The sequence below is a fragment of the Streptomyces sp. NPDC046261 genome (genome assembly GCF_040646235.1).
Lineage (GTDB): Bacteria > Actinomycetota > Actinomycetes > Streptomycetales > Streptomycetaceae > Streptomyces.
Genome location: NZ_JBEYZU010000001.1, coordinates 293209 through 319980, shown reverse-complemented (window position 1 = coordinate 319980; position 26772 = coordinate 293209). Strand labels below are relative to the sequence as shown.

Below are 26772 nucleotides of genomic sequence, written 5' to 3'. Positions count from 1 at the left end.
AAGGCTTTTAAGCCTTCCGCATTGATTGACAACCTGCCCGGTTTGCCGTGGTTTCCACGGAGCCGATAATGCGACGCATTACTCACTCTTTACCTTGGTTCACCGCAACCTTCGACGGGCTCACGCGGTAGTCACAGCGTCCGCTCGCCGGACAGCAACCGATCTCTCCACTCCGTCAAAGGAGCAACATGTCCCTCCCCCTCACGCGTCGGATCGCCCGGGCCGCCCTGCTCGTCGCGGCGGCGGCTCCCATCGTCGGTGCGGCGGCCGGCTCTGCGAGCGCCGCGGACCTGGTCAAGGCCCCCGACCTCGGCGGGCTGAGCGCGGTGGACAGCGCGAACCTGGGCAACAACATCGACTCGGCCTCCCAGCAGGCCGGGAGCACGGCGACGGGCGTCGGCGGCAAGGCCGTCAGCACCACCACCAGCACCGTCGGCAAGGCCAGCAAGGAGCAGATCCCGGCCGTGCAGAAGGCCACGGGCCAGGTCGCGGGCGGCCTCGGCCAGGCCGCGGGCAGCACCGCGCAGGGCGTCACCAAGGGCGGCCTGCCCACCCAGGCGCTGCCGACCAAGGGTCTTCCCCTCGGCTGAACCACGCCATGGAGCAACAGCAGGGGGCCCGGGACGTACCGTCCCGGGCCCCCTGTTCGCGTACGCGCGGACGTAGACGCTACTCGGCCAGACGGCGGACCGCGGCCTCGACACGCTCGTCGGTCGCGGTGAAGGCGATCCGGACGAATCGCCCGCCGGCCGGGCCGTAGAAGTCGCCCGGGGCGACCAGGATGCCGCGCTTGGACAGATCGCCGACCGTGTCCCAGCACGGTTCGTCACGCGTGGCCCACAGGTACAGCGACGCCTCGCTGTGCTCGATCCGGAACCCCACCCCCTCGAAGGCGGCGCGCAGCGCGGCCCGGCGGGCGGCGTAGCGGGCCCGCTGCTCGCTGACGTGGGCGGTGTCGCCCAGGGCGGCGACGGTGGCGGCCTGGACGGGGGCGGCGACCATCATGCCGCCGTGCTTGCGGATCTGCAGCAGCTCGCCGAGGACGGCGGCGTCACCGGCGAGGAAGGCGGCGCGGTAGCCGGCCAGGTTGGAGCGCTTGGAGAGCGAGTGGACGGCGACGATGCCCTCGTAGGAGCCGCCGCAGACGTCCGGGTGCAGCACCGAGACCGGGTCGGCCTCCCAGCCCAGCTCCAGGTAGCACTCGTCGCTGAAGACCAGCACGCCGTGCTCGCGCGCCCAGGCGACCGCGCGGCGCAGCTCCTCCTGGGACAGCACCCGGCCCGTCGGGTTGGACGGCGAGTTCAGCCACAGCAGCTTCAGGCCGGCGGGGTCCAGCTCCGTCGGGTCGTCGTAGACGACCGGCTCCGCGCCCGCGAGCCGCGCGCCGACCTCGTAGGTGGGGTAGGCCAGCCGCGGGTAGGCGACCTTGTCGCCCGCGCCGAGGCCCAGCTGGGTCGGCAGCCAGGCCACCAGCTCCTTGGAGCCGACGATCGGCAGCACGTTGGTGTGCGCCAGGTCACGGGCGCCCAGGCGGCGCTCCGCCCAGCCGGTGAGCGCGTCCCGCAGCGCGGCCGTGCCCCACACCGTGGGATAGCCGGGGCTGTCGGCCGCGTCCGCCAGTGCCCGCTGGACGACGGCCGGCACCGGGTCGACGGGGGTGCCCACCGAGAGGTCGACGATGCCGTCGGGGTGGGCGGCGGCGGTGGCCTTGTAGGGCTCGAGCCGGTCCCAGGGGAAGACGGGGAGGCGGGAAGAGACTGCGCTCACGGTGTTCGCTGCTCGCTCTCTTGCGTCAGTGGGGTGGGGAGAATGCCGCGGCCCCGTACGGCGGAGGCCGTACGGGGCCGCGGCGGCACTGCTCAGCCGTTGGGGTTCGGCGGCAGCGCGGCGATGTAGGGGTGGTCCCGCTCGATCAGGCCGAGCTTGGAGGCTCCACCGGGCGAACCGAGCTCGTCGAAGAACTCGACGTTCGCCTTGTAGTAGTCCTTCCACTCGCCCGGAGTGTCGTCCTCGTAGAAGATCGCCTCGACCGGGCAGACCGGCTCACAGGCACCGCAGTCAACGCATTCGTCCGGGTGGATGTACAAGGACCGGGAGCCCTCGTAGATGCAGTCGACGGGGCACTCCTCGATGCACGCCTTGTCCTTCACGTCGACACAAGGCTGCGCGATGACGTAGGTCACGCTGTCGTTCCTCCTCGGTAGGGCTCATCTCGCGCGGGAGCGCGGCGTCGTCGATGCCCACACCTAGTATCTCCCTCCCCGGGCACATGACGAACAAGAGGGGCGGGCAGAGCTGTGGAATTCACCACGGGCGGAAGGCCGGCGGTGCGGATCACCGCGGCAGATGTGGGAAAAAGGGTCTCCGTACGGCGTCTGAACGACTCCGGGAGTTCCCCCGAGCGTTTCACCGACACCGTCGGCATGCTCACCTCCTGGACCGCCGGTGTGCTGCGGATCACACGCCGCGATGGTGAAACCGTCGAGATCGCCGAGGACACCCTCGTCGCCGGCAAGATCATCCCGATGGAGCCGGTCCGGCGCCGCGGGCCGGCGGCGACCCGCCGGGAGCTCCAGGAGATCGCGGCCCGCGGCTGGCCCGCGCGCGAGAGCGAGCGGCTGGGCGGCTGGACGCTGCGGGCCGCGGGCGGCTTCACCGCCCGCGCCAACTCGGTGCTCCCCCTGGGCGATTGCGGGCTCGCACTGCCGGCGGCGCTGGACCGGGTGACCAACTGGTACGCCGCCCGGGGGCTGCCCGCCCGGGTGCAGATCACCACGGCGGACCCGGCGGCGGACGAGCGGCTCGACGCGGAGCTGGCGGCCCGCGGCTGGACCGCCGAGCGCCATGCCCTCATGCGCACGGCGGCCCTGGCGCCGATCGCCGACCGGGACGCGGGCACCGCCCCGGTGCTGCTCTCCCGCGAGCCGGACGAGGCGTGGCTGGCGGCGTACGGGCGCACGGGCGCCGACCCCGCCGACGCGCTGGCCGTACTGACCGCGGGTCCCTCGGTCTGGTTCGCGACCGTGCCGCAGGAGGCGGCGCCCGGCGAGCCGGCACCGGATGCCCAGGCCCCGCCGGCGGCCATAGCGCGCTGTGTGATCGACGGCCGGTGGGCGGGCTTCGCCGCGCTGGACGTGAGCCCGAACCGGCGACGGCAGGGGCTGGGCACCCGGGTGATGGCCGCCCTGGCGCGGCAGGCGCTGAGCGAGGGCGCCTCGGCGGCGTATCTGCAGGTGGAGACCGGCAACGACGCCGCCGCCGGCCTCTACGACGAGCTGGGCTTCACCACCCACCACGCCTACCACTACCGCTGCCGGCCGCTGCGCTAGCCACGCTCGCGGTCGCACCATGGACAGTGGCGGTGGCTGCACCATCGCCTTGAGGGGTACGAGGCACGCATGTACGACGACACCACTGACCGACGGCGGCGGTTCGCGGAGACGGCCCGGGACGAACGGCCGGACCTGGCGCTGCTGTGCCTGTTGATCTCCGCCGAGGCGGAGGCGGGGCTGCCGGAGAAGGCGATCGACGCCGCGCAGATGGAGCTGGACCGGCTGGCCGGACTGCTGCCCGCGCTGGGCCGGCACGGGGAGCCCCGGCGCTGGGCGGAGGCCCTCGGGGAGCTCCTCGGCGAGCGCTGCGGCTTCCACGGCTCGCCGGCGGACTACCGGCGGCTGGAGTCCTCGCTGCTGCACGAGGTGCTCACGCGCCGGCGCGGCCTGCCGATCCTGCTGTCCGTGGTGTGGATGGAGGTCGCCCGGCGGGCGGGCGCGCCCGTGTACGGGGTGGCGCTGCCCGGGCACTTCGTCGTCGGCTTCGGCGACCCGTACGGGCAGCACGCGCTGGCCGACCCCTTCGACGGGGGCCGGACCCTGTCCGAGGAGGACGCGGGCCTGCTGGTCGCGGGCGCGACCGGGGCACCGCTGTCGCCGTCGATGTTCTCCCCGGCCGAGCCGCTGGAGATCGTGCTGCGCGTGCTGAACAACATCCGGGCCTGGGCCGCGGCCCGCCCCGAGCGCAGCGACGTCCAGCTCTGGGCCGTGGAGCTCTCCCTCCTGCTGCCCACCCACCCCGCCCGGCTGCGCTACGAGCGGGCCGAGCTCCTGGTGGAGCGGGGCGACTTCGCCCGGGGCGCCCGGGAGCTCGAGGAGTACGCGGACGTGATCGCCCCGCTGGAGCCGACGGCGGCGGAGTCCGTGCGCCACCAGGCGCTCGCCGCGCGGGCCATGCTCAACTGAGCCGGCCCGGCCCTCAGAGCCAGCCCTTGTCGCGGGCGATGCGGACCGCTTCGGCGCGGTTGCGGGCACCGGTCTTCTGGATGGCGGTGGAGAGGTAGTTGCGCACCGTGCCGTGGGAGAGGTGGAGGGCCGCGGCCAGTTCGGCGTTGGTGGAGCCGTCGGCGGAGGCGGTCAGGACGGCACGCTCGCGGTCGGTGAGGGGGTTCGCCCCCTCGGCGAGCGCGGCCGCCGCCAGCGTCGGGTCGATGACGCGCTCGCCGCGCAGCACCCGGCGCAGCGCGTCCGCCAGGCGCGCGGCCGGTGCGTCCTTGACCAGGAAGGCGTCCGCGCCGGACTCCATGGCCCGGCGCAGATAGCCCGGCCGGCCGAACGTGGTCAGGATGACGACCTTGAGCCCCGGCAGCTCGCGCCGCAGCAGGGCCGCGGCGTCGAGCCCGGTCATCCCGGGCATCTCGATGTCCAGCAGCGCCACGTCGACCGGGGTCCGGCGGGCCGCGTCCAGGACCTCGTCGCCCCGGGCCACCTGGACGACGACCTCGATGTCCTCCTCCAGTCCCAGGAGCGCGGCCAGCGCTTCGCGGACCATCGACTGGTCCTCGGCGAGGAGGACCCGGATGGCGGGTCGGTCGTGGGTGTCATCGGGCGTCGCGGGCTGAGCTGCAGTCACAGCGACAGACTAGGCGCCGGCGGGCCGCGCCCTCACGCCTGCCGCCCCACCCCCGTCCCCCGTCCCCGCCTCCGTGACGGGGCGTGAGAGCGGGACGTGGGCCCGCAGCAGGAATCCGCCGCGCGGCGCCTGGCCGGTCTCCAGCCGGCCGTCGGCGAGCGCCAGCCGCTCGGCGAGACCGGTCAGGCCGTTGCCGGGCGAACCGCCGGGCCCCCGGCCGTTGTCGGTGACGGTCAGGCACAGCTCGTCCCCCGACTCGGTGAGCGTCACCTCGCAGCGCCGGGCCCCGCTGTGCCGCACCACGTTGGTCACCGCCTCCCGCAGCGCCCAGGCCAGCGCGCCCTCCTCGTCGGGCGGCAGGTCGGGATGGTCCGGCGAGCGGGGGAGGTCGACGGCGATGCCGGCCGCGGCCAGCGCGGTGCGTGCCCCGGCCAGCTCGGCCTCGAGGGTGGGGCGGCGAAAGCCGCTCACCGCCTCCCGGACGTCCACCAGGGCCTGCCGGCTCACCCGCTCGATGTCCGCGACCTGCTGGGCCGCCTGCTCGGGCTTGTCCGGCAGCATCCGCCCGGCGAGCTCGCTCTTGAGCGTGATGAGCGAGAGGGAGTGCCCCAGCAGATCGTGCAGGTCGCGGGCGAGCCGCAACCGCTCCTCGTTCGCGGCGAGGTGAGCCACCGTCGCCCGCGCCTCGCGCAGCGCACGGGTCGTCAGGGCCATCTGCCGCACCCCCACCATCGCGAAGCCGCCGAGGAGAGCCGGGATCAGCAGGGCGCCCATGAGCGCGCCCACTGATCCCGGCATGCCCGCGCCGACGGCCACCAGTACCCCCGTGACCAGTGGAATCGCGACGCGAGCGAGCTTCGCCGGCAGGACCGCTCCACAGGAGATGCCGACGAAGACGAAGAGCACGAGCCAGTCCGGCCCGAGCGTCAGGGACAGCACGAGCGCGAGCGACAGCAGCACGCCCAGCCAGGCCAGCACCCCGGACCGCTCCAGGGCCCGGGAGGTGTGCCGGAAGACCAGCGCGAGGTAGGCGCCCACGAAGGCCGCCAGGCCCACGGCGCCGAGGACGTCGGCGAGACGGCCGTGGTGGTCGCCGAGGACGTCCTCGGCGGGCGCCGCCAGGTAGGCGAACCAGATGGAGATCCACAGCAGCTTGATCACCATCTGCTTTCGGGACTCCGGGCGCATCCCGATGGTGGCGCCGTTGTCGGACGGCTCGTCCTCGGTCTCCATGACCACGCGCCACAGCTTCCCGCGCCGCTCATGTCCGGCCACGGCCGCCCACTCCCTCTTCTTCGCTCGGCTTCTTCGCCCGGCTTCTTCGCTCAGGCCTCGCGGGTGTCCTTGCGGTAGAGCCAGGCGGCCCCGCCCGCGAAGAGCACAAGATAGGCGACGAGGAGGGTGACGTCCTTCAGCTGCGGCGCGTCGCCCCGCTCGATGGCCTGGCCGAGGGCGGCGTAGGCGTGGGTGGGCACCCACTCGGCTATGTTCCGCAGCCACTGCGGGAAGGTGGCGGTGGGCATCCACAGGCCGCCCAGCACCGACAGCCCGAAGTAGATGATCATCGTGAGGGGCCGTACGGCGTCGCCCGTGGCGAGGTAGCCGATGGCCACGCCGAGTGCGGCGAAGACGATGCTGCCCGCCCAGATCGCGCCGGTGAGCGCGCACCACTGCCAGGCGTCGAGCCGTACGCCCTTGACGGCGGCGGCGACCGCGAACACGACGAGGATCGAGGGCAGGGAGACCACGGCGGCCGAGGCGACCTTGGCCGCCACATAGCCGCGGCCCGGCAGCGCGGTGAGCCTCAGCTGGCGCACCCAGCCCTTCTCCCGCTCCTTGGCGATCTTCTCGCTGTTGCCGACGAGGACGGCGGTGATGGCGCCGAAGGAGGCCATGGAGACCATCATCAGCAACGGGAGGGTCAGGTGGGTGCCCTCGACGATCTCCGTGGTGCTCGCGCCGCCCGCTATCAGCAGATAGAGCGCCGCCGGGTAGAGCACGGAGAAAAACATGAACTTCTTGTTGCGCAGGGTGCGCGTGATTTCCAGCTTGATCAGGGTGTTCACAGGGAAGCCGCCTCCTCGGCGGTCGCAGCGTCGTTGAGGGCGATGAACGCCTGCTCCAGGCCCAGGCCGGCGACCTCGAGGTTGCGCGGGTAGAAGCCCAGTCCGTAGAGGGCGTGCACGGTCGCGTCCGCGTCGTGCGACTGGATGCGGACCGTGCGGCCGGATATCTCCAGGGAGGACAGGAACGGCAGTTCGCGCAGCGCGGCCTCGCCGACGGGCCCTTCCAGGTCGAAGACGATGCGCCGGGCCCCGGCCTTCGCCTTGATCTCGGCGGCCGAGCCGTCCGCGAGCAGCCGGCCGCCGCGCAGCACGATCACCCGGTCCGCGACGGCGTCGGCCTCTTCGAGGTAGTGCGTGGCGAAGAGGATCGCCCGGCCCTGGCGGGCCTGCTCGCGCATCACGCCCCAGAACGCCTGACGGGCCGTGACGTCCATGCCGGTGGTCGGCTCGTCCAGCACGATGAGGTCGTTGGCGCCGGCCGTCGCGAGCGCGAACCGCACCCGCTGCGCCTGGCCCCCGGAGAGCTTGTCGACCTTGCGGTCGGCGATGCCGGTGAGGTCGGCGGCCGCCAGCACCTGATCCACCGGGAAGGCCCGGGGATGCAGGTCGCAGGCGAGCTTGACCAGCTCACGGACCTTCACCTCCCCCATCAGCCCGCCGGACTGCAGCATCGCGCCGACCCTGCCCCGCGCGATGGCCTCCTGCGGCGTCGTGCCGAAGACCTCCACCCGCCCCGCGTCGGGAGTGCGCAGACCCAGCAGCAGATCGAGCGTCGAGGACTTGCCCGCCCCGTTCGGCCCCAGGAGGGCGACGGTCTCGCCCGGGAAGAGGGCGAGGTCCAGGTCGGCCACGGCCCGCACGGCGCCGTAGCTCTTGCTGACGTTCTCGAAGCTGACCACGGGTGCGCCGGTGCGACGTCCGTTCCCCGTGAACGCGGTTGCTGTAGTGGTCATGGAGAAAATCATCGCGGCCCGGCGCCGCCCCGGGCAGTGTCAGCCGTCGTGAACCCGCGATGACAGATGTCATGGGTGCGCTGACAAAAGTGAGCCCCCGTGCCGGGTGCGGCACGGGGGCTCGGTACGCCGTCGGGCGGCCGGAAAGCGGCCGGCCCCAGCGGGATCCGCTCAGCCCAGCGGGATCGTGCCGATCCGCTCGGCCGGGGTCTTGCCCCGCAGCGCCTTGCCGAGGGCGCTCGCGACGTCCGTCGGCTGGACGGGCGTCTTGCTGCCGTTGCCGCGCTGGATGAGGACGCCGTTGAAGGCGTTCCCGTAGAGCTCCTTGAGCGCTTCCAGGTCGTAGTTCTCGACGAGCTTGCCGTTGACCTCCTTGACGGAAAGGATCTTCGGCAGCGAGCGGTCCGGACCGAACTGGATCTTGTGCGCCGGATCGGTCTGGATCGTGACGAGGCCGGACATCGCGGGCGTGGCGAAATCCTTCATCATCCGGTCGACCTCGGCGTTGGGCACCTTCGGCTGCTGGGCGGAGGTCTGCAGCGTGATGGGCTTGTTCTGCCCGGTGGCCGCCCGCTCGCGGAACGCCTGGGAGACCGCCTTGACCGAACCGTCCACGTCCACGCCCTGGTAGGGCTGACCGTAGGCGGGCACGGCCTTGCCCGGCTCGAACTTGATGGTGCCTTCCTTCGCCGTGCCCGTCTCGCCGGCCAGCGTCTTGAGCGCGGCGGCGATCTTCTCCTCGTCCGCGATCACGGTGGGCTCGGCCGTGCGGCTGCCGCCGATGAGCGAGCTGAGGACGGTGACGGGGTTGTAGTCCCGGCCGGCGGCGGCACGCACGGTGGCCTGGGTGTCGATCGACAGGCCGGCCACGGACGGCTTGAGGTCGGCCGTCTTGCCGCCGATGGTGACCTTCAGCGGCGCTCCGGTGCGGCCGGCCAGGGCGGAGTCGAGGGTCTGGACGGCCTGGTCCTTGGACTTGCCGCCGATGTCGACGCCGAGGACGGTGGTGCCGTTCGGCACGTCGGCGTGGTCGAGCAGCAGCCCGGCGCCGTACGCGAGACCGACCAGCGCGACGAGTCCGCCGCCGAGGAGGACGAGCTTGGAGCGGCCCTTCTTCTTGGGCGCGCTCTTGGCGGCGGCCTTCGGGGCGGTCTTCGCCGGGGCCCCCGGCGCCGCCGCGGACGCGCCGCCCACAGGGGCCGGCTTCGGCTTCGGCACGGGCACCCGGGGCGCGCCGCTGTCCACGGGGCCCTTGGCGGCAGGGGCGCCCTTGCCGGCGGCCTGCGGCACCGGCGGCACGCCGCTGACCAGCGTCTCGCCGGCCTGCTGGGCACCGGAAGCGGACGCGGGCGCCTTGGGGCCGCGCTTCTTCTTGCCCTTGGCGGGGGCGTTGCCCTGCGCCGCGGGGCCGCCGGAGCCCTGCCCGGCGCCCGGGACGGCCGGGAAGCCCTCGCGCGGGGTGTCCGTACGAGCGCCCGCGAAGGCGGCGCCGCCGGCGGGAACGCCCCCGATGGTGGCCCCGACGGTGGGCGCGGAGAACTGCTGCGTGGTGGTGGCGCGGGCCTGCGGCGCGCCGCCGGACGCGGCGGGGCTGCCGGGCCACGGCGCGGGGTCTGCCTGCCGCCGCGTGCTGCCGCCGGCCGGCGCCTCGCCACCCGGCCACGGGGTGGCGGCCGTGGTGGAGGAGCCGCCCGGCCAGTCGTCGGCGGGCGCGGCCGGGGCACCGCCCGGCCAGGGACCCGCGCCGTTCGCGGCGGAACCGCCGGGCGCGGGCGGCTGCTGCATGGCACCGGTCGTGGAGGCGTCGCCCGGCCAGGGCGTGGTGCCCGTGGTCTGCGGGTCGCCCGGCCACGGGGCGGCGCCGTCGGTGGCGGCACCCGGCGCCGGGTGCTGCATGGCACCGGTCGTGGAGCCGTCGCCCGGCCACGGCGTCGCGGCCGTGGTGGAGGGGTCGTTGCCCGGCCAGTCGTCGACGGGCGCGGCCGGGGCACTGCCCGGCCAGGGCGCGGCGCCGTGCGCGGCGGGGGCACCGGGAGCCGGGGGCGCGGACGCCTGCGGCACCGCTCCCGTCGTCGCCGCGTCGCCCGGCCAGGGGCCCGCGCCGGTGCCCGCCGGGGCGCCGTGCGCCGGCGGACGCTGGCCGGTGGCCCGGCCCGCGGCGCCGCGGCGCGGCAGCGGCGGCTGCTTGCCGCCGCCCGGGGCCTGCGCGGCCTGCCGGCGCGCGGCGCCCGCGGCGGGCGGTGCGGCCGGGGTGGTCTTGCGCGGCGCGAACCAGTCGCTGGTCTTGTCGCCCGAGCCCGATCCGTCGGCCTGAGCCGCGTCCGGACCCGGCGCGGCGGCGGCCTTGCGGTCCTGCTTGGGGCGCGTCGGGAGGCTCTCCCTGCGCTCGAGGGCCGCGCCGCCGCCCGGGGCGGGCGCGGGGGCCGCTTCGGCGGCCGGCGCCTCGTCACCGACGGGCGTGCGCAGGACGACCGGTGGGATGGGTCGCGAGCCCGGGATGTTGATGCGGATCCGCGTCGTCATCGTGGTCTCGGTCTTCGGCTCACCCGGCTTGGCGGATGGCGCGGAAGCGGCAGATCCGGTCGGTTCCTCGCCGGAGGCGGTCCCGTACGGCGGGGTGCCCGAAGGGTAGGCGGCACCGCCGCGCCCCTGGGGCCCGGAGGACGAACTGTCAGATGCACGGCTCAAAGCAGGTTCTCCCGGTTACTCTTCGCCGCCCTCGTTTGACCTCGCTCGGGGTCGCCCATTGCCGGAGGCCAGGGGAGGCTCGGCGGCGCGCACCACCATACTGGGCACCACGGGCCCGTACTCGACGACCGCTGCTTCACTCCCCCGGCCGGTGGAGAGCAGTCAGGTAGAAATCGTCACGTCACTTGCCAAGTCGGGCCGACGGGCCGTCCGGTTGCGGCACTTTCGGAACCGTGGCGCAGATCACAGCCACGGCCATTCCGCCCAGCAGGAAGGCATATGAACCGATTCCGGCCTGAAAGAGGAAGTCTCCTTCCGGCCGGTTGGCGGCCAGGACGAGCGCCGCGATCAGCCATCCCGCGCCGGCGGCCGCGCCGCCGGCTCTGCGGCGGGTGAGCAGGACGGCGCCGTAGCAGAGCCCGGCGAGGGCGAGCAGGGCCAGCAGCAACCCGCCGGGGAACCAGCCGCCTTGTACGAGCGATCCGGCGATCCCGGTGAGGAAGCCGAGGGCGGCCAGTCCGGCGTACGCGCACAGGCGCCCGGCTCCGGGCAGCTTCAGCAGGCCGCCGCCCATGCCGTTCACATCGCCGTTCACGCGTCCGCTCCCGTCACGCCCGCGAAGAGGTCGTCCTCGAGGTCGGCGCCGGGCCGGCCGCGGACGAGTGTGTAGTACTCGGTGGGGAACAGGGGTTGCCCCAGCTCGTTGGAGAGCGCGAAGAACGGGCCGTCCACGGCGATCTGCGTGGCATGGGCCCGCATGGCGGCGGCCTTCGCGGGCAGGTAGGCGGAGGCGTCGACCGCCGCGGTGACCTCCTCGTCGGGCACGACGCCGGGGACGTCGTCGGGCGAGGCGACGCCCGGGAAGACGTCCCCCTCCCGGCCGGCCTCGCGCAGCCGTGCGAAGCCCTCTTCGAGCACCGAGCGCGGCACGCAGTTCCAGTAGACCTTCGCGACCTCGTACGGATCGCCGAGGTCGCGGCGGAACGCCGGCTCGGCGGCGAGCTCCACGGCCCGCATGGCGACGCGGTGCGCCTGGATGTGGTCGGGGTGGCCGTAGCCGCCGCTCGGGTCGTACGTGACGAGGACCTGGGGGCGTACCTGGCGAATCACCTCAACGAGGTACGCGGCGGCCTCGTCCACGTCGGCGCGCCAGAAGCACTCGGGGCGGTCGTTCTGCGGGGCGCCCATCATGCCGGAGTCGCGGTAGCGCCCGGGGCCGCCGAGGAGGCGGTGGTCGGTGACGCCCAGCTCCCTCATCGCGGCGGCGAGTTCGCCGAGGCGGTGGGCACCGAGGGTGTTGTCCCGGTCCGCGGCGAGATGCTCCAGTTCGGGCGGGATCACCTCGCCCTCCTCACCCAGGGTGCAGGTCACGAGCGTGACGTGAGCACCCTCGGCGGCGTACTTGGCCATGGTCGCGCCGTTGTTGATCGATTCGTCGTCCGGGTGCGCGTGCACCAGGAGCAGCCGGCGGCCGGGCAGGAGGGAACGGTCGGTCATGGGAACAGCCTACGAGCCGTACAGGCCCGCCGGGGCGCCACCCGGGCGGCGCCCCTGTCACCGCGACAGATCGCGACAGACGCGGTGCGATCAGAACTTGATGTTGTTGATCATGCTCGCCACGCTGTTGCTCAGCTGGTTGAGCGTCGGGGCGACGGTGGAGCTCGCCAGGTAGAAGCCCAGCAGCACGCAGACCACGGCGTGGCCGGCTTTCAACCCGGACTTCCGGACCAGCAGGAAGACGATGATCGCCAGCAGCACCACCGCCGAAATCGAAAGTGCCACAGCGGCTCACCTCCAGGAACGTGCGGTCGGAAGGACGGCATACGAATGCCCGGACAGGCATACGACGCCAGGGAGTCATACCCACTATGCGCGAGCGATCATAACTTTCCGTGCGTGCGCATGACTCGGTGCACGGGGGCAAACACGGGGCGCACGGCGAGTTCTCGCCGTCTTGGGTGAACCCGGTGGTAAGGCCCGTAGGCTCCCCGCATGACCGGACAGCTCTCGTTCCCTCGGCAGCACGCCCGCACCCAGCGTTTCTCCCTCGGCGCGCCCCGCTCCTTCGGCGTGTCGCCCGACGGCTCGCGCGTCGTCTTCCTGCGCTCGCGCACCGGCACCGACCGGGCGAACGTCCTGTGGGTGCTCGATCTCGACACGGGCCGGGAGTACCCGGCGGCCGATCCCGTGGTCCTGCTGGGCGGTGCCGACGAGGAGCTGTCCGCCGAGGAGCGGGCGCGCCGTGAGCGCAGCCGGGAGGGCTCGGCGGGCGTCGTGGGCTACGCGGTGGACGGCGCCGTGGAGTTGGCCGCTTTCGCGCTCTCCGGGCGCCTGTGGGTGGCGGAGCTGCGCAGTGGCACCGCCCGCGAACTGCCCGTCCCGGGGCCGGTCGCCGACCCCAGGCCCTCGCCCGACGGCCGCCATGTGGCGTACGTGGCGGGCGGTGCCCTGCGCGTCGTGGCGGCCGAGGGCGGCGCCGACCGGGCGCTGGCCGAACCGGAGAACTCCACCACCACCTGGGGCCTGGCCGAGTTCGTCGCCGCCGAGGAGATGCACCGGCTGCGCGGCTTCTGGTGGTCGCCGGACAGCGACGCGCTGCTGGCCGCCCGCGCCGACGACGCGCCGGTACAGCGCTGGTGGATCGCCGACCCGGCCCACCCCGCCGCCGCGCCCGCGGAGGTCGCCTACCCGGCGGCCGGCACGCCCAACGCCACGGTGTCGCTGGCCCTGCTGGGCCTGGACGGTACGCGGACCGACATCGAGTGGGACCGCGAGCGCCACCCCTATCTCGCGCGCGTGCACTGGTCGGCGGACGGCCCGCCGGTGCTGCTGGTGCAGTCGCGCGATCAGCGCTCCCAGGCGTACCTCGGTGTCGACACCGCGACGGGGGCCACACGCGTCCTGCACGCGGACGAGGATCCGAAGTGGCTGGAACTTTTCGACGGGGTGCCGGCGTGGACGCCCGACGGACGGCTCGTACGCATCGCGGACGAGGGTGGGGCCCGTGTGCTGGTGGTGGGCGACCGGGCACTGACGGGGCCGCAGCTGCACGTGCTGTCGGTGCTGGACGTCGCGGAGGGCGACGTGCTGATCGCCGCGGCCGCGGGGCCCGAGGCGGTGGACCCGGAGACCGGCCAGGCGCACGTCTACCGCGTCAACGAGCTGGGCGTCGAGCGGCTTTCGGACGCATCGGGGCGCCATTCGGCGGTCCGCTCGGGCGAGGTGACGGTGATGGCGTCGGCGTCGCTGGACACCGCCGGCACCCGGGTGCGGGTGCTGCGCGACGGCAAGCCGATCGCCGACGTGCCCTCGTACGCGGAGACGCCCGTGCTCGCCTCCCGCGCGCGGCTGACCCGGGCCGGCGCGCGCGGCATCCCCTGCGCGGTGCTGCTGCCGACCGGCCACCGCGCCGGCGACGGGCCGCTGCCGGTGCTCATGGACCCCTACGGCGGGCCGCACGGGCAGCGCGTGGCCGCCGCGCACAACGCCCATCTGACGTCGCAGTGGTTCGCCGACCAGGGCTTCGCCGTGGTCGTCGCCGACGGCCGGGGCACCCCGCACACCTCGCCCGCCTGGGAGAAGGCCGTCCACGAGGACTTCGCGGGCGTCACGCTGGACGACCAGGTGGAGGCGCTGCTGGCGCTGGCCGAGGACCACCCGCTGGATCTGGGCCGGGTCGCCATCCGCGGCTGGTCCTACGGCGGCTATCTGGCGGCCCTGGCCGTGCTGCGCCGCCCGGACGTCTTCCACGCGGCCGTCGCGGGCGCCCCGGTCACCGACTGGCGGCTGTACGACACCCACTACACCGAGCGTTATCTGGGGATGCCCCAGGAACGTCCGGAGGTGTACGCCCGCAACTCGCTCGTCACCGACGCCGGTCTGTCGTCGCCCGCGGAGCAAACCCGTCCGCTGATGATCGTTCACGGGCTGGCGGACGACAACGTGGTCGCCGCCCACACCCTGCGGCTGTCGTCGGCGCTGCTGGCGGCGGGCCGTCCGCACGAGGTGCTGCCGCTGTCGGGGGTCACACACATGACCCCGCAGGAGGAGGTCGCGGAGAACCTGCTGCTGCTCCAAGTCGACTTCCTCAAGCGTTCCTTGGGCATGGTCTGATTCCCGCGGCCCCCGTTGGGGTGGTCGGACGCGCGGCGTGCTTGACGGACTGTCAAGCACGCCGCCACCTCGATCTGCACAACCTTCGCTCAAGATGCCGGGGAAGGCCCCATCGTCCACGACAGCCCCCTTGACTGCGCTGTGCGTCCGTTGCGAAAGTCCGCTGAGCCCCACCGCGTCCGAGCCGGCCGCGGGCGGGGCCGACGCGACCACAGTGCGGGGGATCTGCGCGATGACGAGTCCTTCCCAGACACCTTCCCCGATGCCTTCCGCGGCCGCCGCCGGGGCGGTGCCGGCCGGGCGGCCCGCCGAGCTCGTGGGCCGCTCGCCCGGACAGCTGATGTGGCGGCGCTTCAAGCGTGACCGCCCGGGCGTCGTCTCCGCCTTCGTCGTGGCCTTCTTCTTCCTCGTCGCCCTGGCCGCCCCCCTGATCTCGGCGCTCTACGGCAAGGACCCGACGACGACCTACGGGCTCGACCGGCCGGGCCTGCTCAATGAGTTCGGCTATCCGGTCGAGCCCAACGGCGGCATCTCCGGGGAGTTCTGGTTCGGCATCGAGCCGACGCTGGGCCGTGACGTCCTCACCCAGCTCGTCTACGGCATCCGCACCTCGCTGCTGATCGCCGCCGCCGCCACGGTGCTGTGCGTGCTGACCGGCATCGTGGTGGGCGTGACGGCCGGCTACGCGGGCGGCAGGACCGACTACTTCCTGGGCCGCTTCATCGACCTTCTGCTGGCCTTCCCCAGCCAGCTGTCGTTCATCGCCTTCACGCCGGTCGTCTACTCGCTCTTCGTGAGCCCGGAGAAGGAGACCCCGACGTATCTGCGGGTGCTGACCCTGATCCTGGTGCTGTGGGTGCTGGGCTGGATGGGGATGGCGCGGCTGCTGCGCGGCCAGGTGCTCAGCCTCCGGGAGCGGGAGTTCGTCGAGGCGGCGAAGGTGACCGGCGCGTCGCCGTGGCGCATCATCACCAAGGAGCTGCTGCCCAATCTGTGGACCCCGATCCTGGTGCAGTCGACGCTGATGCTGCCGTCGATCGTGACCATCGAGGCGGGGCTGTCCTTCATCGGCGTCGGCATTCTGGAACCCACCCCCGACTGGGGCCGGATGTTCGCCAACGGCGCCGCCTACTACGAGAGCGACATCACCTACATCTTCTTCCCCGGGCTGGCGATGATCATTTTCGTGGTCGCCTTCAACCTCCTCGGGGACTCGGTCCGGGACGCCTTCGATCCCCGGGCCAGGCGCTGACAGCTTTCCCGTACGCCCTCCGCACGTCGTCCACGACCGGCAGCCGACAGGCAACCGACAGGCAGGTGCATCCATGACTTCCGCGACGATGTCCCCCGGGCGCAGAGCCCGGCTCTGGGCCGTGGCCCTGACGGCAGGGGCCCTGGCGCTCTCCGCGTGCAGCAGCGGAGGGGGTGGGGGCGGCGACGGCGGCAAGGAGAGCCAGGGGCCGGGCGAGGACAAGACCAGGTCCGCGAACTACTCCATCGGCACCGAGGCCGACTCCGCCGGCCCCGCCCCCGAGGTCGAGGGGGCGAAGAAGGGGGGCACCGTCGGCGTCCTGCAGCGCGACGCCTTCAACCACCTCGACCCGGGCCAGATCTACTACTCCGACGTCCTGACCAACCAGATGCTCTACAACCGCACGCTCACCTCCTACAAGGTGGACGCCAAGGGCCAGGTGAAGATCGTCGGGGATCTCGCCACCGACGCCGGCACCTCCTCCGACGGCGGGAAGACCTGGAAGTTCACCCTCAAGGACGGCCTGAAGTTCGAGGACGGCTCGCCCATCACCTCGAAGGACGTCCGCTGGGGCATCGAGCGCCTCTACGCCCCCTTCCTGACCGACGGGCCGCTCTACATCCCGCAGTGGCTCTCCGGCGACGGCAACGACTTCCGCAAGGCGCTGCCGGAGGGCCCGTACGACGGCAAGCACCTGCCGGCGTCGGTCCTGGACACCCCGGACGACAAGACGGTGATCTTCCACTTCCGGCAGCCGCACGCCGACGTGCCCTTCGCGACGGCCATGCCGAACGTCGGCCCCGTCAAGGCGGAGAAGGACACCAAGCAGAAGTACGACAACGCGCCCTTCTCCTCCGGCCCGTACAAGGTCGGCGACTACAAGGTCGGCAAGTCGCTGACGCTCGTGCGCAACGAGCACTGGGACCCGAGGACGGACCCCGTCCGGCACCAGTACGCCGACCGGTTCGAGATCAGTTTCGGCCACCAGTTCACCGACTCCACCCGCCGCTTCCTCGCCGACCAGGGCGCCGACAAGAACACGATGACGTTCACCAACGCCGTCGCCCCGGAGATGACCGAGAAGGTCCTGGGCCAGGCCGGCACCAAGGCCCGCCGGCTGGTGGAGATCCAGCCCTACGTCGACTACATCAGCTTCAACATCGACCGGCTCCCGGACGTCAAGGTCCGCAAGGCCCTCGCCTACGCCATGCCCAACGGGCAGATCGTGCAGCAGATGGGCGGCACGACGGCGGGCCTGCTGGCCACCAACTACCTCTCCCCCGCCACCGACGGCTACCAGCCCACCGACCCGTTCGGCAAGAAGGCCCACCCGGCCGGGGACACCGAGAAGGCCAAGCAGCTGCTGAAGGAGGCCGGCAAGGTCGGCCAGGAGGTCGTCTACGCCTACGCCAACACCGACGTCCAGCAGAAGGTGGCGGTCGTCGTCACCCAGGCGCTGGAGCGGGCGGGCTTCAAGGTGCAGAAGAAGGAGGTCGACTCCAACACCTGGCGGACCGCGATCGCGGAGGTGAAGAACAAGTTCGACCTCTACCGCACCTCCTGGGGCGCGGACTGGCCCGTCTCCTCCACGGTCGTCCCGCCGCTCTTCGACGGCCGGCAGATCGCCGACGGCGCCCAGAACTACAGCCACCTCAAGAACGCCGCCGTCGACAAGGAGATCGACCGCATCAACGCGATCCCCGACGTGAAGAAGGCCGCGCCCGAGTGGCAGAAGCTGGCCGACAAGATCCTCACGGACGAGGTGGCGGGCGTGCCGACCTTCTACAACCGGCTGTTCGCGCTGTGGGGTTCGAACCTCGGCGGGATCAAGTACCACCCGGTCTACGGGAGCGTGGACCCGACCGGAGTGTTCGTGAAGTAGCCGCGACACCGGGCCGGTCCCCGCGCGGGGGACGGCCCGGTCACCCCACCCGCCCCGGAAGCCCGCCGACCGGACGACGCCACCCGGAAGAACCATGCTGAGATTCCTCGCCCGCCGCTCCCTCGGCGCGATCGTCATCGTCCTGCTGATCAGCGCGATCACGTTCTTCCTGTTCTTCGCGCTGCCCTCCGAGCCCGCCCTGATGTCCTGCGGGAAGAACTGCACCCCGGACGCGCTGGCGGTCATCAACAAGAACCTGGGCCTGGACCAGCCGGTCCCCGTCCAGTACTGGCACTACATGGCGGGCATCTTCACCGGCCGCGACTTCTCCGTGGGCCACTGCCCCGCGCCCTGCTTCGGCTACTCCTTCTCCAACCAGCAGCCGGTCTGGGGCACCATCGTGGACCGCTTCCCGACCACCTTGTCCCTCACCCTCGGCGGCGCCGCGGTCTTCCTGATCGTCGGCGTCGGCATCGGCATGATCGCCGCCGCCTTCCGGGGCACGTGGATCGACAAGTTCTTCAGCTCCCTGTCGCTGATCGGCAGCGCCCTGCAGATCTACTTCGTCGGCGTCGTCGCCCTCGCCGTCCTCGTCAGCGGCCTGCACTGGATGGACAACCCCGCCTACCACCCCATCACCGAGAACCCGGTGAAGTGGTTCACCGGCATGCTCATCCCCTGGCTGGTGCTCTCCATCATCTTCATCGCCAACTACAGCCGGATGACCCGCTCCCAGATGATCGAGCAGCTCGCCGAGGACCATGTGCGCACCGCGCGCGCCAAGGGCCTGTCCCGGCGCACGGTCTTCTTCCGCTACGCCTGGCGGGGGGCGCTGGCCCCCATCGTGACCATCTTCGGCATCGACCTCGGCTCGCTCTTCGGCGGGGCGATCATCACCGAGTTCACCTTCAGCCTGCACGGGCTCGGCCGGCTCGCGGTCTCCTCGGTCAGCGAGACGGACCTGCCCACCCTGATGGCCGTGATGCTCGTCGGCTGCACGGCGATCGTCGTCGCCAACATCGTCGTCGACGCCGCCTACGCCTTCATCGACCCGCGCGTGCGGCTCGCCTAGCCGTCAGGAGACCGCGACCGTGACCCCTCCCACCCCCGCTTCCCGCCCGTTCCTGTCCGTCAGGGACCTGCACGTACGCTTCGCCACCGAGGACGGGACCGTACGGGCCGTGGACGGCCTCTCCTTCGGCCTGGAGCGCGGCCGTACGCTCGGCATCGTCGGCGAGTCCGGGTCGGGCAAGTCCGTCACCAGCCTCGCCGTGCTCGGCCTGCACGACGCCCGCCGGACGGAGATCCGCGGCGAGATCCTGCTGGACGGCCAGGAGCTGACCGGGGCCCCCGAGCCGGTGCTGGAGAAGCTGCGCGGCGACAAAATGGCGATGATCTTCCAGGACTCGCTCACCGCGCTCTCCCCGTACTACACGGTCGGCCGCCAGATCGCCGAGCCCTTCCGCAAGCACACCGGCGCCTCGAAGCGGGACGCCCGGCTGCGGGCGATCGAGATGCTGGAGAAGGTCGGCATCCCCAACGCCGCGCTGCGGGTGGACGACTACCCGCACCAGTTCTCCGGCGGCATGCGCCAGCGCGCGATGATCGCCATGGCGCTGATCTGCGACCCCGAGCTGCTGATCGCCGACGAGCCGACGACCGCGCTGGACGTGACCGTCCAGGCCCAGATCCTCGACCTGCTCAAGGACCTTCAGCAGCAGACCGGTTCGGCCATCATCCTCATCACCCACGACCTCGGCGTCGTCGCCCACACCGCCGACGAGCTGCTCGTGATGTACGCGGGCCGGGCCGTCGAGCGCGGCACGGTGCGCGAGGTGCTGCGCGAGCCCCGGCACCCCTACACCTGGGGGCTGCTGGGCTCCATGCCCCGCCTGGCCTCGGACGTCGAGGAGCCGCTCCTGCCCATCCCGGGCACGCCGCCGAGCCTGCTGGCGCCGCCGCCCGGCTGCCCCTTCCACCCGCGCTGCGGCTACCCGGAGGAGGTGGGCGGGGACCGCTGCGGCACCGAGCGGCCCGAGCTGCCGGAGGGCCGCGGCGCCGCCTGCCACCTGGGCGCGGAACGCGAACGGACCGTCTTCACCGAGCAGATCAAGCCCCGGCTGGGCCGATGAGCGGAGCGAGAGCCATGACCGACCTCCTGGTCGCCGAGGGGCTGACCAAACACTTCCCGATCATGGGCGGCTTCCCCGTCAAACGCAGGGTCGGCGCCGTGCAGGCCGTGGACGGCATCGACCTGACCGTACGGGCCGGTGAGAGCTTCGGCCTGGTCGGCGAGTCGGGCTGCGGCAAGTCCACCACCGGGCGGCTGCTGACCCGGCTGCTGGAGCCGACCGCCGGGCGGATCCTCTACCGGGGCGAGGACATCACCCACGCGGGCCGCCGGCAGCTCGCCCCGGTCCGCTCCGAGATCCAGATGATCTTCCAGGACCCGTACTCGTCCCTCAACCCCCGGCAGACGGTCGGGAAGATCATCTCCGGGCCGATGGAGATCAACGGCATCGTCCCGGCGGGCGGCCGCGAGGCGCGCGTACGCGAGCTGCTGGAGACCGTGGGACTGAACCCCGAGCACTACAACCGCTTCCCGCACGAGTTCTCCGGCGGCCAGCGCCAGCGCATCGGCATCGCGCGGGCGCTGGCGCTCGAACCCAAGGTGATCGTCGCGGACGAGCCGGTCTCGGCGCTCGACGTCTCCATCCAGGCGCAGGTGGTCAATCTGCTGCAGGGGCTGCGGCGGGAGCTGGGCATCGCGTTCCTCTTCATCGCCCACGACCTCGCGGTCGTACGGCACTTCTCGCAGCGCGTGGCGGTGATGTACCTGGGCAAGATCGTGGAGGTCGGCGAGCGGGAGGACATCTACGAGCACCCCCGCCACCCGTACACGCACGCCCTGCTCTCCGCGGTGCCGGAGGCGGCGGACCTCGACGACGCCGGTCCCGGCGGCAGGCGTGAGCGCATCCGCCTGGCCGGTGACGTGCCGTCGCCGATCCGGCCGCCGAGCGGCTGCCGCTTCCGCACCCGCTGCTGGAAGGCGCGCGAACGCTGCGCGAGCGAGGAGCCGCCGTTGCTCCGCGCGGAGGGCAGCGCCGAGGGGCATCTGTCGGCGTGTCACTTTCCGGAGCCGCCGACGGTGGCCCAGGACCGGGAGGTCATCCTGGACCCGGCGCTGCGCGCCGCCGAAGGCGACTGACCCGCGGGCTCGGGTCACCGCCGCCCGGTTCCGTCGGCACCACCCGCCGCTCCTCCGCGTAGTGGCAGGCCGAGGCGTGTGCCGCGGGGCCGCCCTCGCGGAACCAGTCGGGGATCTCGAGCGGCGGCACGACCAGCGCGCACTTCTCCTTGGCCTTCCAGCAGCGGGTGCGGAAGCGGCAGCCGCTCGGCGGGTGCGCGGGTGAGGGCACGTCGCCGGTGAGGATGATGCGCTCGCGCCGCTCGCGCGCCGCGGGATCGGGCACCGGCACGGCGGAGAGCAGGGCCTGGGTGTAGGGGTGGGTGGGGTGCTCGTAGATCTGGACGTCCGTGCCGACCTCGGCCAGCTTGCCGAGGTACATCACCGCCACCCGGTCCGAGATGTGCCGCACCACGGACAGGTCGTGCGCGATGAACACGTACGACAGCTCGAACTCCCGCTGCAGCCGCTCCAGCAGATTGACCACCTGTGCCTGGACGGAGACGTCGAGCGCGGAGACCGGCTCGTCCGCGACGATCACCTCGGGGCGCAGCGCCAGCCCGCGCGCGATGCCGATGCGCTGGCGCTGGCCGCCGGAGAACTGGTGCGGGTAGCGGTTGATGTACTCGGGGTTGAGCCCGACCACGTCGAGGAGTTCGCGCACCTTCTGGCGGCGGCTGCCCTTGGGGGCGGCCTCGGGGTGGATCTCGTAGGGCTCGCCGATGATGTCGCCGACGGTCATGCGGGGGTTGAGGGAGGTGTACGGGTCCTGGAAGACCATCTGGATGTTGCGGCGTACGGCCTTCAGGGCGCGGCCGGACAGCTTGGTGATGTCCTCGCCCTTGTAGCGGATCTGCCCCGCGGTGGGCCGTTCGAGGTGGACGAGCATCTTGGCGACCGTGGACTTGCCGCAGCCGGACTCCCCCACGATGCCGAGGGTCTCGCCGCGGCGCAGGTCGAAGGAGACCCCGTCGACGGCGTGGACCGCGCCGACCTGCTTCCTGAACAGCACGCCGCGGGTCAGCGGGTAGTGCTTGACCAGCTCCCGTACCTCCAGGATCGGCTCACCGTCAGCTCTCATCGAGCGTCTCCTTCCAGAAGTGGCAGGCGCTGGCGCGGCCTGGGGCCACGGTGAAGAGCGGGGGCCGGTCGGTGCGGCAGATGTCCTGGGCCATGGGGCAGCGCGGGTTGAAGGGGCAGCCGGCCGGGATGGCGGTCAGGCTGGGCGGCAGGCCCTTGATCGCGTAGAGCTCCCGGCCCTTGTGGTCCAGGCGGGGGATGGAGGCCAGCAGGCCCTTGGTGTAGGGGTGGGCGGGCGCGGCGTACAGCTCGTGCACGGGCGCGCTCTCGACGATCCGGCCGGCGTACATCACCGCGATCCTGTCGGCGACGTCCGCGACCACGCCCAGGTCGTGGGTGATGAGGACGAGGCCCATGTCGTACTCGCGTCGCAGCTCGGCGAGGAGGTCCATGACCTGGGCCTGGACGGTGACGTCCAGGGCCGTCGTCGGCTCGTCCGCGATGATCAGGTCCGGTTCCAGGGCCAGCGCCATCGCGATCATGATGCGCTGGCGCATGCCGCCCGAGAACTGGTGCGGATAGTCCCGCACCCGCTCCTGGGCGGCCGGGATGCGCACCCGGTCCATCAGCTGGACGGCCCGGGCGCGGGCGTCCTTGCGGGTCATGCCCTGGTGGACCTCGTACATCTCGCCGAGCTGCGCGCCCACCGTCATCACGGGGTTCAGCGAGGACAGCGCGTCCTGGAAGATCATGGCGAGCTTGGCGCCGCGCACCCGGCGCCGGTGTTCCTCGCCCATGGTGAGCAGGTCCTTGCCCCGGAAGAGGACCTCGCCGCCGGTGACGTGGCCGGGCGGGCTGTCGAGGATGCCCATGACGGCCTGCGCGGTCACCGACTTGCCGGAGCCGGACTCGCCGAGGACTGCGAGGGTCTCGCCGGCGGCGACGGTGTAGCTGACGCCGTTGACGGCCTTGGCCACCCCGTCGCGGGTGCGGAACTCCACGTACAGGTCGCGTACGTCGAGCAGCGTCGGCTGTCGCTCTGTCATCCGCCTGCTCCTCAGCGCAGCTTGGGGTCGAGGGCGTCGCGCACCGCGTCGCCGAGCATGATGAACGCGAGCACCGTGATGCTCAGCGCGCCCGCGGGCCACAGCAGCATGTGCGGGGCGTTGCGGATCTGGGGGGAGGCATTGGAGATGTCGATGCCCCAGGAGACGGTGGGGGGTTTGAGCCCGACGCCGATGAAGGAGAGGGTGGCTTCGAGGGCGATGTAGGTGCCCAGCGCGATGGTGGCGACGACGATGACGGGCGCCACCGCGTTGGGGGCGATGTGCCGCAGCAGCAGCCGGCCGTTGCCGGCGCCGAGGGCGCGGGCGGCCTGGACGTAGTCGTGCTGCTTGGCGCCGACCACGGCGCCGCGGGCGATGCGGGAGAGCTGCGGCCAGCCCAGCAGCACGATGAAGCCGACGACCGGCCACACTGAGCCGCCGGTGACCACGGACAGGAAGACCAGTCCGCCCAGGATGATGGGGATGCCGAAGAAGATGTCGGCGAGCCGGGAGAGCAGCGCGTCCCACCAGCCGCCGAAGAACCCGGCCAGCCCGCCCAGCACGCTGCCCAGCAGCGCGGCCCCCGTCGTGGCGCACACGCCGACGGCGATGGAGGCCCGCGCCCCGTGAACGGTGCGGGTGTAGACGTCGCAGCCCTGGGTGTCGTAGCCGAAGGGGTGGCCGGGCTGGGAGCCCTGCTGTGCCTTGGACAGATCGCAGCTGAGGGGGTTGCCGCTCGCGATGAGTGCGGGCCAGACGGCGATGAGCACCAGGAAGAGGATGACCAGCGCGGAGGCGAGGAAGACGGGGTTGCGCCGCAGGTCGTGCCAAGCGTCGGACCACAGGCTGCGGGCCTTGCCGCTGGCGGTGCCGCCGGGGATCGGGCCGCCTTCGAGGGTCTCGGCGTCGCTGGTGGCCAGGGACATCGCCCCGCCGCCGGCGGGGGTGATGGTGGCGTTGGGGTCGGAAGGATCGAGCTCAGGCATAGCGGATCCTCGGGTCGAGCACGGCGTAGAGGAGGTCGACGAGCAGGTTGGCCGCCAGGAAGACGATGACGAGGATGGTCACGAAGCCGACGACGGTGGGCGAGTTCTGGCGCAGGATGCCCTGGTAGAGCTGGTAGCCGACGCCGTGGATGTTGAAGATCCGCTCGGTGACGATGGCCCCGCCCATCAGGGCGCCGATGTCGGTGCCGATGAAGGTGACGACGGGGATGAGGGAGTTGCGCAGCAGGTGCCGGGTGATGACGCGGTGGCGCGGCAGACCCTTGGCGACGGCCGTGCGGAGGTAGTCGGCGCGGGAGTTCTCGGCGATGGAGGTGCGCGTCAGGCGGGTGACGTAGGCCAGCGAGGTCAGGGCGAGCACGACGCCCGGCAGGAGCAGCTCGTCGAAGGGCGCCGCGGGCGACACGGACGGGGAGACCGCCCCCCATTTGACCCCGAAGAGGTACTGCAGCACATAGCCGCTGACGAAGGTCGGGATGGAGACGACGATCAGGGTGACCAGCAGGACGGAGGTGTCCAGGGAGCGGCCGCGCCGCAGCCCGCCGAGGAGGCCGAGGGTGATGCCGATGAGGATCTCGAAGAGGAGGGCGACGATCGTCAGGCGTACGGTCACGGGGAAGGCGTCGGCCATCAGCTCGGTGACGTCCTGGCCGTTGAAGGCGGTGCCGAAGTTTCCGGTGAGGATCTGCCCCATGTAGTGGAGGTATTGCTTCCATAGCGGCTCGTCGAGGTAGAGGTCCTTGCGGATGCGCGCGGCGGTGGCGGGGTCGGGGGCCTTGTCGCCGAAGAGCGCGGCGACGGGGTCGCCCAGGGCGTAGACCATGAAGAAGATCAGGAACGTGCTGCCGATGAACACGGGGATCATCTGGAGCAGCCGCCGGATCACATACCGTCCCATGAGGGCTCACTCCGGGGTCGCTGGAGCGGGCGGCCGCACTGCCGGGCACGGCCCGGACCCGCCCGTCGTACGGGTTACTTGACGGTGATCCGCTCGTAGACGGGCACGCTGAAGGGGTTCAGCTCGACGTCGCCGATGTTCTCGGAGTAGCCCGCGCTGCCGTTCTGGTACCAGAGCGGGATGGCCGGCATCTGCTCGGCGAGGATCTTCTCCGCCTCCTGGAACTTGCCGATGGCCTTCTCGGTGTCGGACTCGGCGTTGGCCTCGTCGACCAGTTTGTCGAACTGCGCGTCGCTGAACTTGCCGTAGTTGGAGGAGGCGCCGGTGTAGTAGAGCGGCTGCAGGAAGTTCTGCGCGAGCGGGTAGTCCATCTGCCAGCCGGAGCGGAAGAGGCCGGCCACGCGCTGCTCGGAGATCTGGTTGCGGAAGTCGGCGAAGGTGCCGACGGGGCTGACCGTGCAGGCTTGGTCGTTGCCCAGCGCGTTGTTGACGCTGTTGCAGACGGCGTCCATCCACACCCGGTGGGAGCCGGTGTCGACGTTCGAGGTGATGGTGACCTTGCCGCCCGGCAGCCCGCCCCCCTCCTGGATCAGCTTCTTCGCCTCGGCGGGGTCGTACGTGCAGGCGTCCCCGCACAGGCCGGCCTTGTAGCCGCCCTTCTCCCCCAGCACCGGTGAGGTCCAGTCCGTGGCCGGGGTCCGGGTCTTCTGGTAGATCTGCTCGGTGATCTGATCGCGGTTGACGGCCATGGACAGCCCCCGGCGGACCTTCTCCATCCCGGCGCGGGACCAGTTCGGGTCGTACATCGGGAAGACGACGGTCTGGATGATGCCGGCGGGCTGGTTGATATAGCGGTCGCCGAGGTCGTTCTTGACGTTCTTGAGCTGGGCGCTGGGGATGTCGTCGACGAGGTCGATGTTGCCGGCCTGCAGATCGGTGTAGGCGGTGTTGTTGTCGGTGTAGACCCGCAGCTCGACGCCGGCGTTGCGCGCCTTGTCCTCGCCGGGGTACCCGTCCCAGCGGCTGAGCCGCATCGAGGAGCCCTTGGTGTACGAGTCGATCATGTACGGGCCGTTGCCGACGGGCTTCTTCAGCCAGTTCGCGTGGTCGTCGTAGAACGCCCGGGGCAGCGGCGCGTAGGCGGCGTAGCCCAGGGTGTCGGGCCAGGTGGAGAACTTGGTGCGCAGCTTGACGGTGAACGTGCGCTCGTCCTTGACGACCAGGCCGGAGAGGGTCTTGGCGGTGCCCGCGCCGCTGGCGGGGTGGACTTTGTCGTAGCCCTCGATGTCCTGGAAGAAGGAGGCGTTCTTCTGCTTGTGCTCGACGAGGGCGGCGTAGTTCCAGGCGTCGACGAAGGATTTGGCGGTGACCTTCTCGCCGTTGCTGAACGTCCAGCCGTCCTTGACCGTGATGGTGAAGGTCTGCTGGTCGGCGCTGTCGATCCGCTCGGCGAGCATGTTCTGGGCCTCGCCGGTCTTGGGGTCGTACTCCTTCAGCCCGCGGAAGATCATCGAGAGGACCTTGCCGCCCTGCACCTCGTTGGTGTTGGCGGGCTCGAGCGGACTCTGGGGATCGCCCCACGAGGCCCGGACGACCCCGGCGCCGCTGCCGCCCCCTCCACCGCCGCATCCGGCGGCCATCAGCGCGACCCCGGCCGCACCGACGGCCAGAGCGGCGGTGGCGCGCGTGCGTCCACGCATGGAGTGCCTCCTCGGGTCCTACGTCTCACTCAGACCCAAATAACACCTTATGAGGTGA

Annotated in this window: 24 protein-coding genes; 9 read left to right on the top strand and 15 right to left on the bottom strand. The window is 72.0% G+C overall.

Translation table 11 applies throughout. The annotated features are described in order from the left end of the window. Positions 1-188: 188 nt before the first annotated feature. The gene (locus ABZ956_RS01490; protein WP_361885227.1) at positions 189-590 is read left to right on the top strand and encodes an ATP-binding protein; all 402 of its coding nucleotides are present in this window, start codon (positions 189-191) and stop codon (positions 588-590) included. 79 nt (positions 591-669) lie between these two features. On the opposite strand, the gene dapC is transcribed toward ABZ956_RS01490, so the two are convergent. Beyond that, positions 670-1767 carry a succinyldiaminopimelate transaminase gene (gene dapC / locus ABZ956_RS01485; RefSeq protein WP_361885226.1) on the bottom strand — a complete coding sequence of 366 codons (1098 nt, stop codon included), beginning with the start codon at positions 1765-1767 and terminating at the stop codon, positions 670-672. A gap of 92 nt (positions 1768-1859) precedes the next feature. Continuing rightward, positions 1860-2183 (bottom strand): ferredoxin, encoded by a 324-nt coding sequence (gene fdxA / locus ABZ956_RS01480; protein WP_361885225.1) that lies wholly within the window; start codon positions 2181-2183, stop codon positions 1860-1862. Between the two features lie 114 nt (positions 2184-2297). Between fdxA and ABZ956_RS01475 the strand changes: the two genes are divergently transcribed. Then, positions 2298-3329 carry a GNAT family N-acetyltransferase gene (locus ABZ956_RS01475; protein WP_361885223.1) on the top strand — a complete coding sequence of 344 codons (1032 nt, stop codon included), beginning with the start codon at positions 2298-2300 and terminating at the stop codon, positions 3327-3329. Positions 3330-3398: 69 nt separating this feature from the next. Further along, positions 3399-4238 (top strand): transglutaminase-like domain-containing protein, encoded by an 840-nt coding sequence (locus ABZ956_RS01470; protein ID WP_361885221.1) that lies wholly within the window; start codon positions 3399-3401, stop codon positions 4236-4238. Between the two features lie 13 nt (positions 4239-4251). On the opposite strand, the gene ABZ956_RS01465 is transcribed toward ABZ956_RS01470, so the two are convergent. From ABZ956_RS01465 to ABZ956_RS01430, 8 genes are all read right to left on the bottom strand, one after another. Next, the gene (locus ABZ956_RS01465) at positions 4252-4905 is read right to left on the bottom strand and encodes a response regulator transcription factor (RefSeq protein WP_361885219.1); all 654 of its coding nucleotides are present in this window, start codon (positions 4903-4905) and stop codon (positions 4252-4254) included. Between the two features lie 9 nt (positions 4906-4914). Further along, a complete protein-coding gene (locus tag ABZ956_RS01460) occupies positions 4915-6093 on the bottom strand; it encodes a sensor histidine kinase (protein ID WP_361886621.1) in 1179 nt (392 codons plus the stop codon). A 137-nt stretch (positions 6094-6230) separates the two neighbouring features. After that, positions 6231-6971 (bottom strand): ABC transporter permease, encoded by a 741-nt coding sequence (locus ABZ956_RS01455; protein WP_361885217.1) that lies wholly within the window; start codon positions 6969-6971, stop codon positions 6231-6233. Further along, positions 6968-7924 (bottom strand): ABC transporter ATP-binding protein, encoded by a 957-nt coding sequence (locus ABZ956_RS01450; RefSeq protein ID WP_361885215.1) that lies wholly within the window; start codon positions 7922-7924, stop codon positions 6968-6970. The genes ABZ956_RS01455 and ABZ956_RS01450 overlap by 4 nt, the downstream gene beginning before the upstream one ends. A gap of 171 nt (positions 7925-8095) precedes the next feature. Further along, complete coding sequence (locus tag ABZ956_RS01445) at positions 8096-10447, bottom strand: hypothetical protein (protein WP_361885213.1); 2352 nt, start codon at positions 10445-10447, stop codon at positions 8096-8098. Between the two features lie 346 nt (positions 10448-10793). After that, positions 10794-11186: a DUF6113 family protein gene (locus ABZ956_RS01440; RefSeq protein WP_361886618.1), complete on the bottom strand. Its 393-nt coding sequence runs from the start codon at positions 11184-11186 to the stop codon at positions 10794-10796. Between the two features lie 17 nt (positions 11187-11203). Beyond that, a complete protein-coding gene (gene mshB / locus ABZ956_RS01435) occupies positions 11204-12109 on the bottom strand; it encodes an N-acetyl-1-D-myo-inositol-2-amino-2-deoxy-alpha-D-glucopyranoside deacetylase (protein WP_361885211.1) in 906 nt (301 codons plus the stop codon). Between the two features lie 90 nt (positions 12110-12199). Next, the gene (locus tag ABZ956_RS01430; protein WP_071964353.1) at positions 12200-12394 is read right to left on the bottom strand and encodes a hypothetical protein; all 195 of its coding nucleotides are present in this window, start codon (positions 12392-12394) and stop codon (positions 12200-12202) included. 210 nt (positions 12395-12604) lie between these two features. Between ABZ956_RS01430 and ABZ956_RS01425 the strand changes: the two genes are divergently transcribed. The 6 genes from ABZ956_RS01425 (at position 12605) to ABZ956_RS01400 (ending at position 21067) form a co-directional block, all read left to right on the top strand. Then, on the top strand, positions 12605-14725 hold the full coding sequence (locus tag ABZ956_RS01425) for an alpha/beta fold hydrolase (RefSeq protein ID WP_361885209.1): 2121 nt from the start codon (positions 12605-12607) through the stop codon (positions 14723-14725). A gap of 262 nt (positions 14726-14987) precedes the next feature. Further along, positions 14988-15977 carry an ABC transporter permease gene (locus ABZ956_RS01420; RefSeq protein ID WP_361885207.1) on the top strand — a complete coding sequence of 330 codons (990 nt, stop codon included), beginning with the start codon at positions 14988-14990 and terminating at the stop codon, positions 15975-15977. 73 nt (positions 15978-16050) lie between these two features. Next, complete coding sequence (locus ABZ956_RS01415; RefSeq protein WP_361885205.1) at positions 16051-17859, top strand: ABC transporter substrate-binding protein; 1809 nt, start codon at positions 16051-16053, stop codon at positions 17857-17859. A gap of 94 nt (positions 17860-17953) precedes the next feature. Continuing rightward, positions 17954-18931: an ABC transporter permease gene (locus ABZ956_RS01410; RefSeq protein WP_361885203.1), complete on the top strand. Its 978-nt coding sequence runs from the start codon at positions 17954-17956 to the stop codon at positions 18929-18931. A gap of 19 nt (positions 18932-18950) precedes the next feature. Beyond that, positions 18951-19991, top strand: a complete 1041-nt coding sequence (locus tag ABZ956_RS01405) for an ABC transporter ATP-binding protein (RefSeq protein ID WP_361885201.1) — start codon at positions 18951-18953, stop codon at positions 19989-19991. Positions 19992-20005: 14 nt separating this feature from the next. Then, the gene (locus ABZ956_RS01400) at positions 20006-21067 is read left to right on the top strand and encodes a dipeptide ABC transporter ATP-binding protein (protein WP_361885200.1); all 1062 of its coding nucleotides are present in this window, start codon (positions 20006-20008) and stop codon (positions 21065-21067) included. Here the strand turns inward: ABZ956_RS01400 and ABZ956_RS01395 are convergent. From ABZ956_RS01395 to ABZ956_RS01375, 5 genes are all read right to left on the bottom strand, one after another. Beyond that, positions 21027-22127: a dipeptide ABC transporter ATP-binding protein gene (locus tag ABZ956_RS01395; RefSeq protein WP_361885198.1), complete on the bottom strand. Its 1101-nt coding sequence runs from the start codon at positions 22125-22127 to the stop codon at positions 21027-21029. The genes ABZ956_RS01400 and ABZ956_RS01395 overlap by 41 nt on opposite strands. Continuing rightward, on the bottom strand, positions 22117-23112 hold the full coding sequence (locus ABZ956_RS01390) for an ABC transporter ATP-binding protein (RefSeq protein WP_361885196.1): 996 nt from the start codon (positions 23110-23112) through the stop codon (positions 22117-22119). Before ABZ956_RS01390 ends, ABZ956_RS01395 begins: the two co-directional genes overlap by 11 nt. Before the next feature lie 11 nt (positions 23113-23123). Next, a complete protein-coding gene (locus ABZ956_RS01385; protein WP_361885194.1) occupies positions 23124-24098 on the bottom strand; it encodes an ABC transporter permease in 975 nt (324 codons plus the stop codon). Continuing rightward, complete coding sequence (locus ABZ956_RS01380; RefSeq protein ID WP_361885192.1) at positions 24091-25014, bottom strand: ABC transporter permease; 924 nt, start codon at positions 25012-25014, stop codon at positions 24091-24093. The genes ABZ956_RS01385 and ABZ956_RS01380 overlap by 8 nt, the downstream gene beginning before the upstream one ends. Positions 25015-25088: 74 nt before the next feature. Further along, positions 25089-26714 (bottom strand): ABC transporter substrate-binding protein, encoded by a 1626-nt coding sequence (locus ABZ956_RS01375; protein ID WP_361885190.1) that lies wholly within the window; start codon positions 26712-26714, stop codon positions 25089-25091. Between the last annotated feature and the right edge of the window lie 58 nt (positions 26715-26772).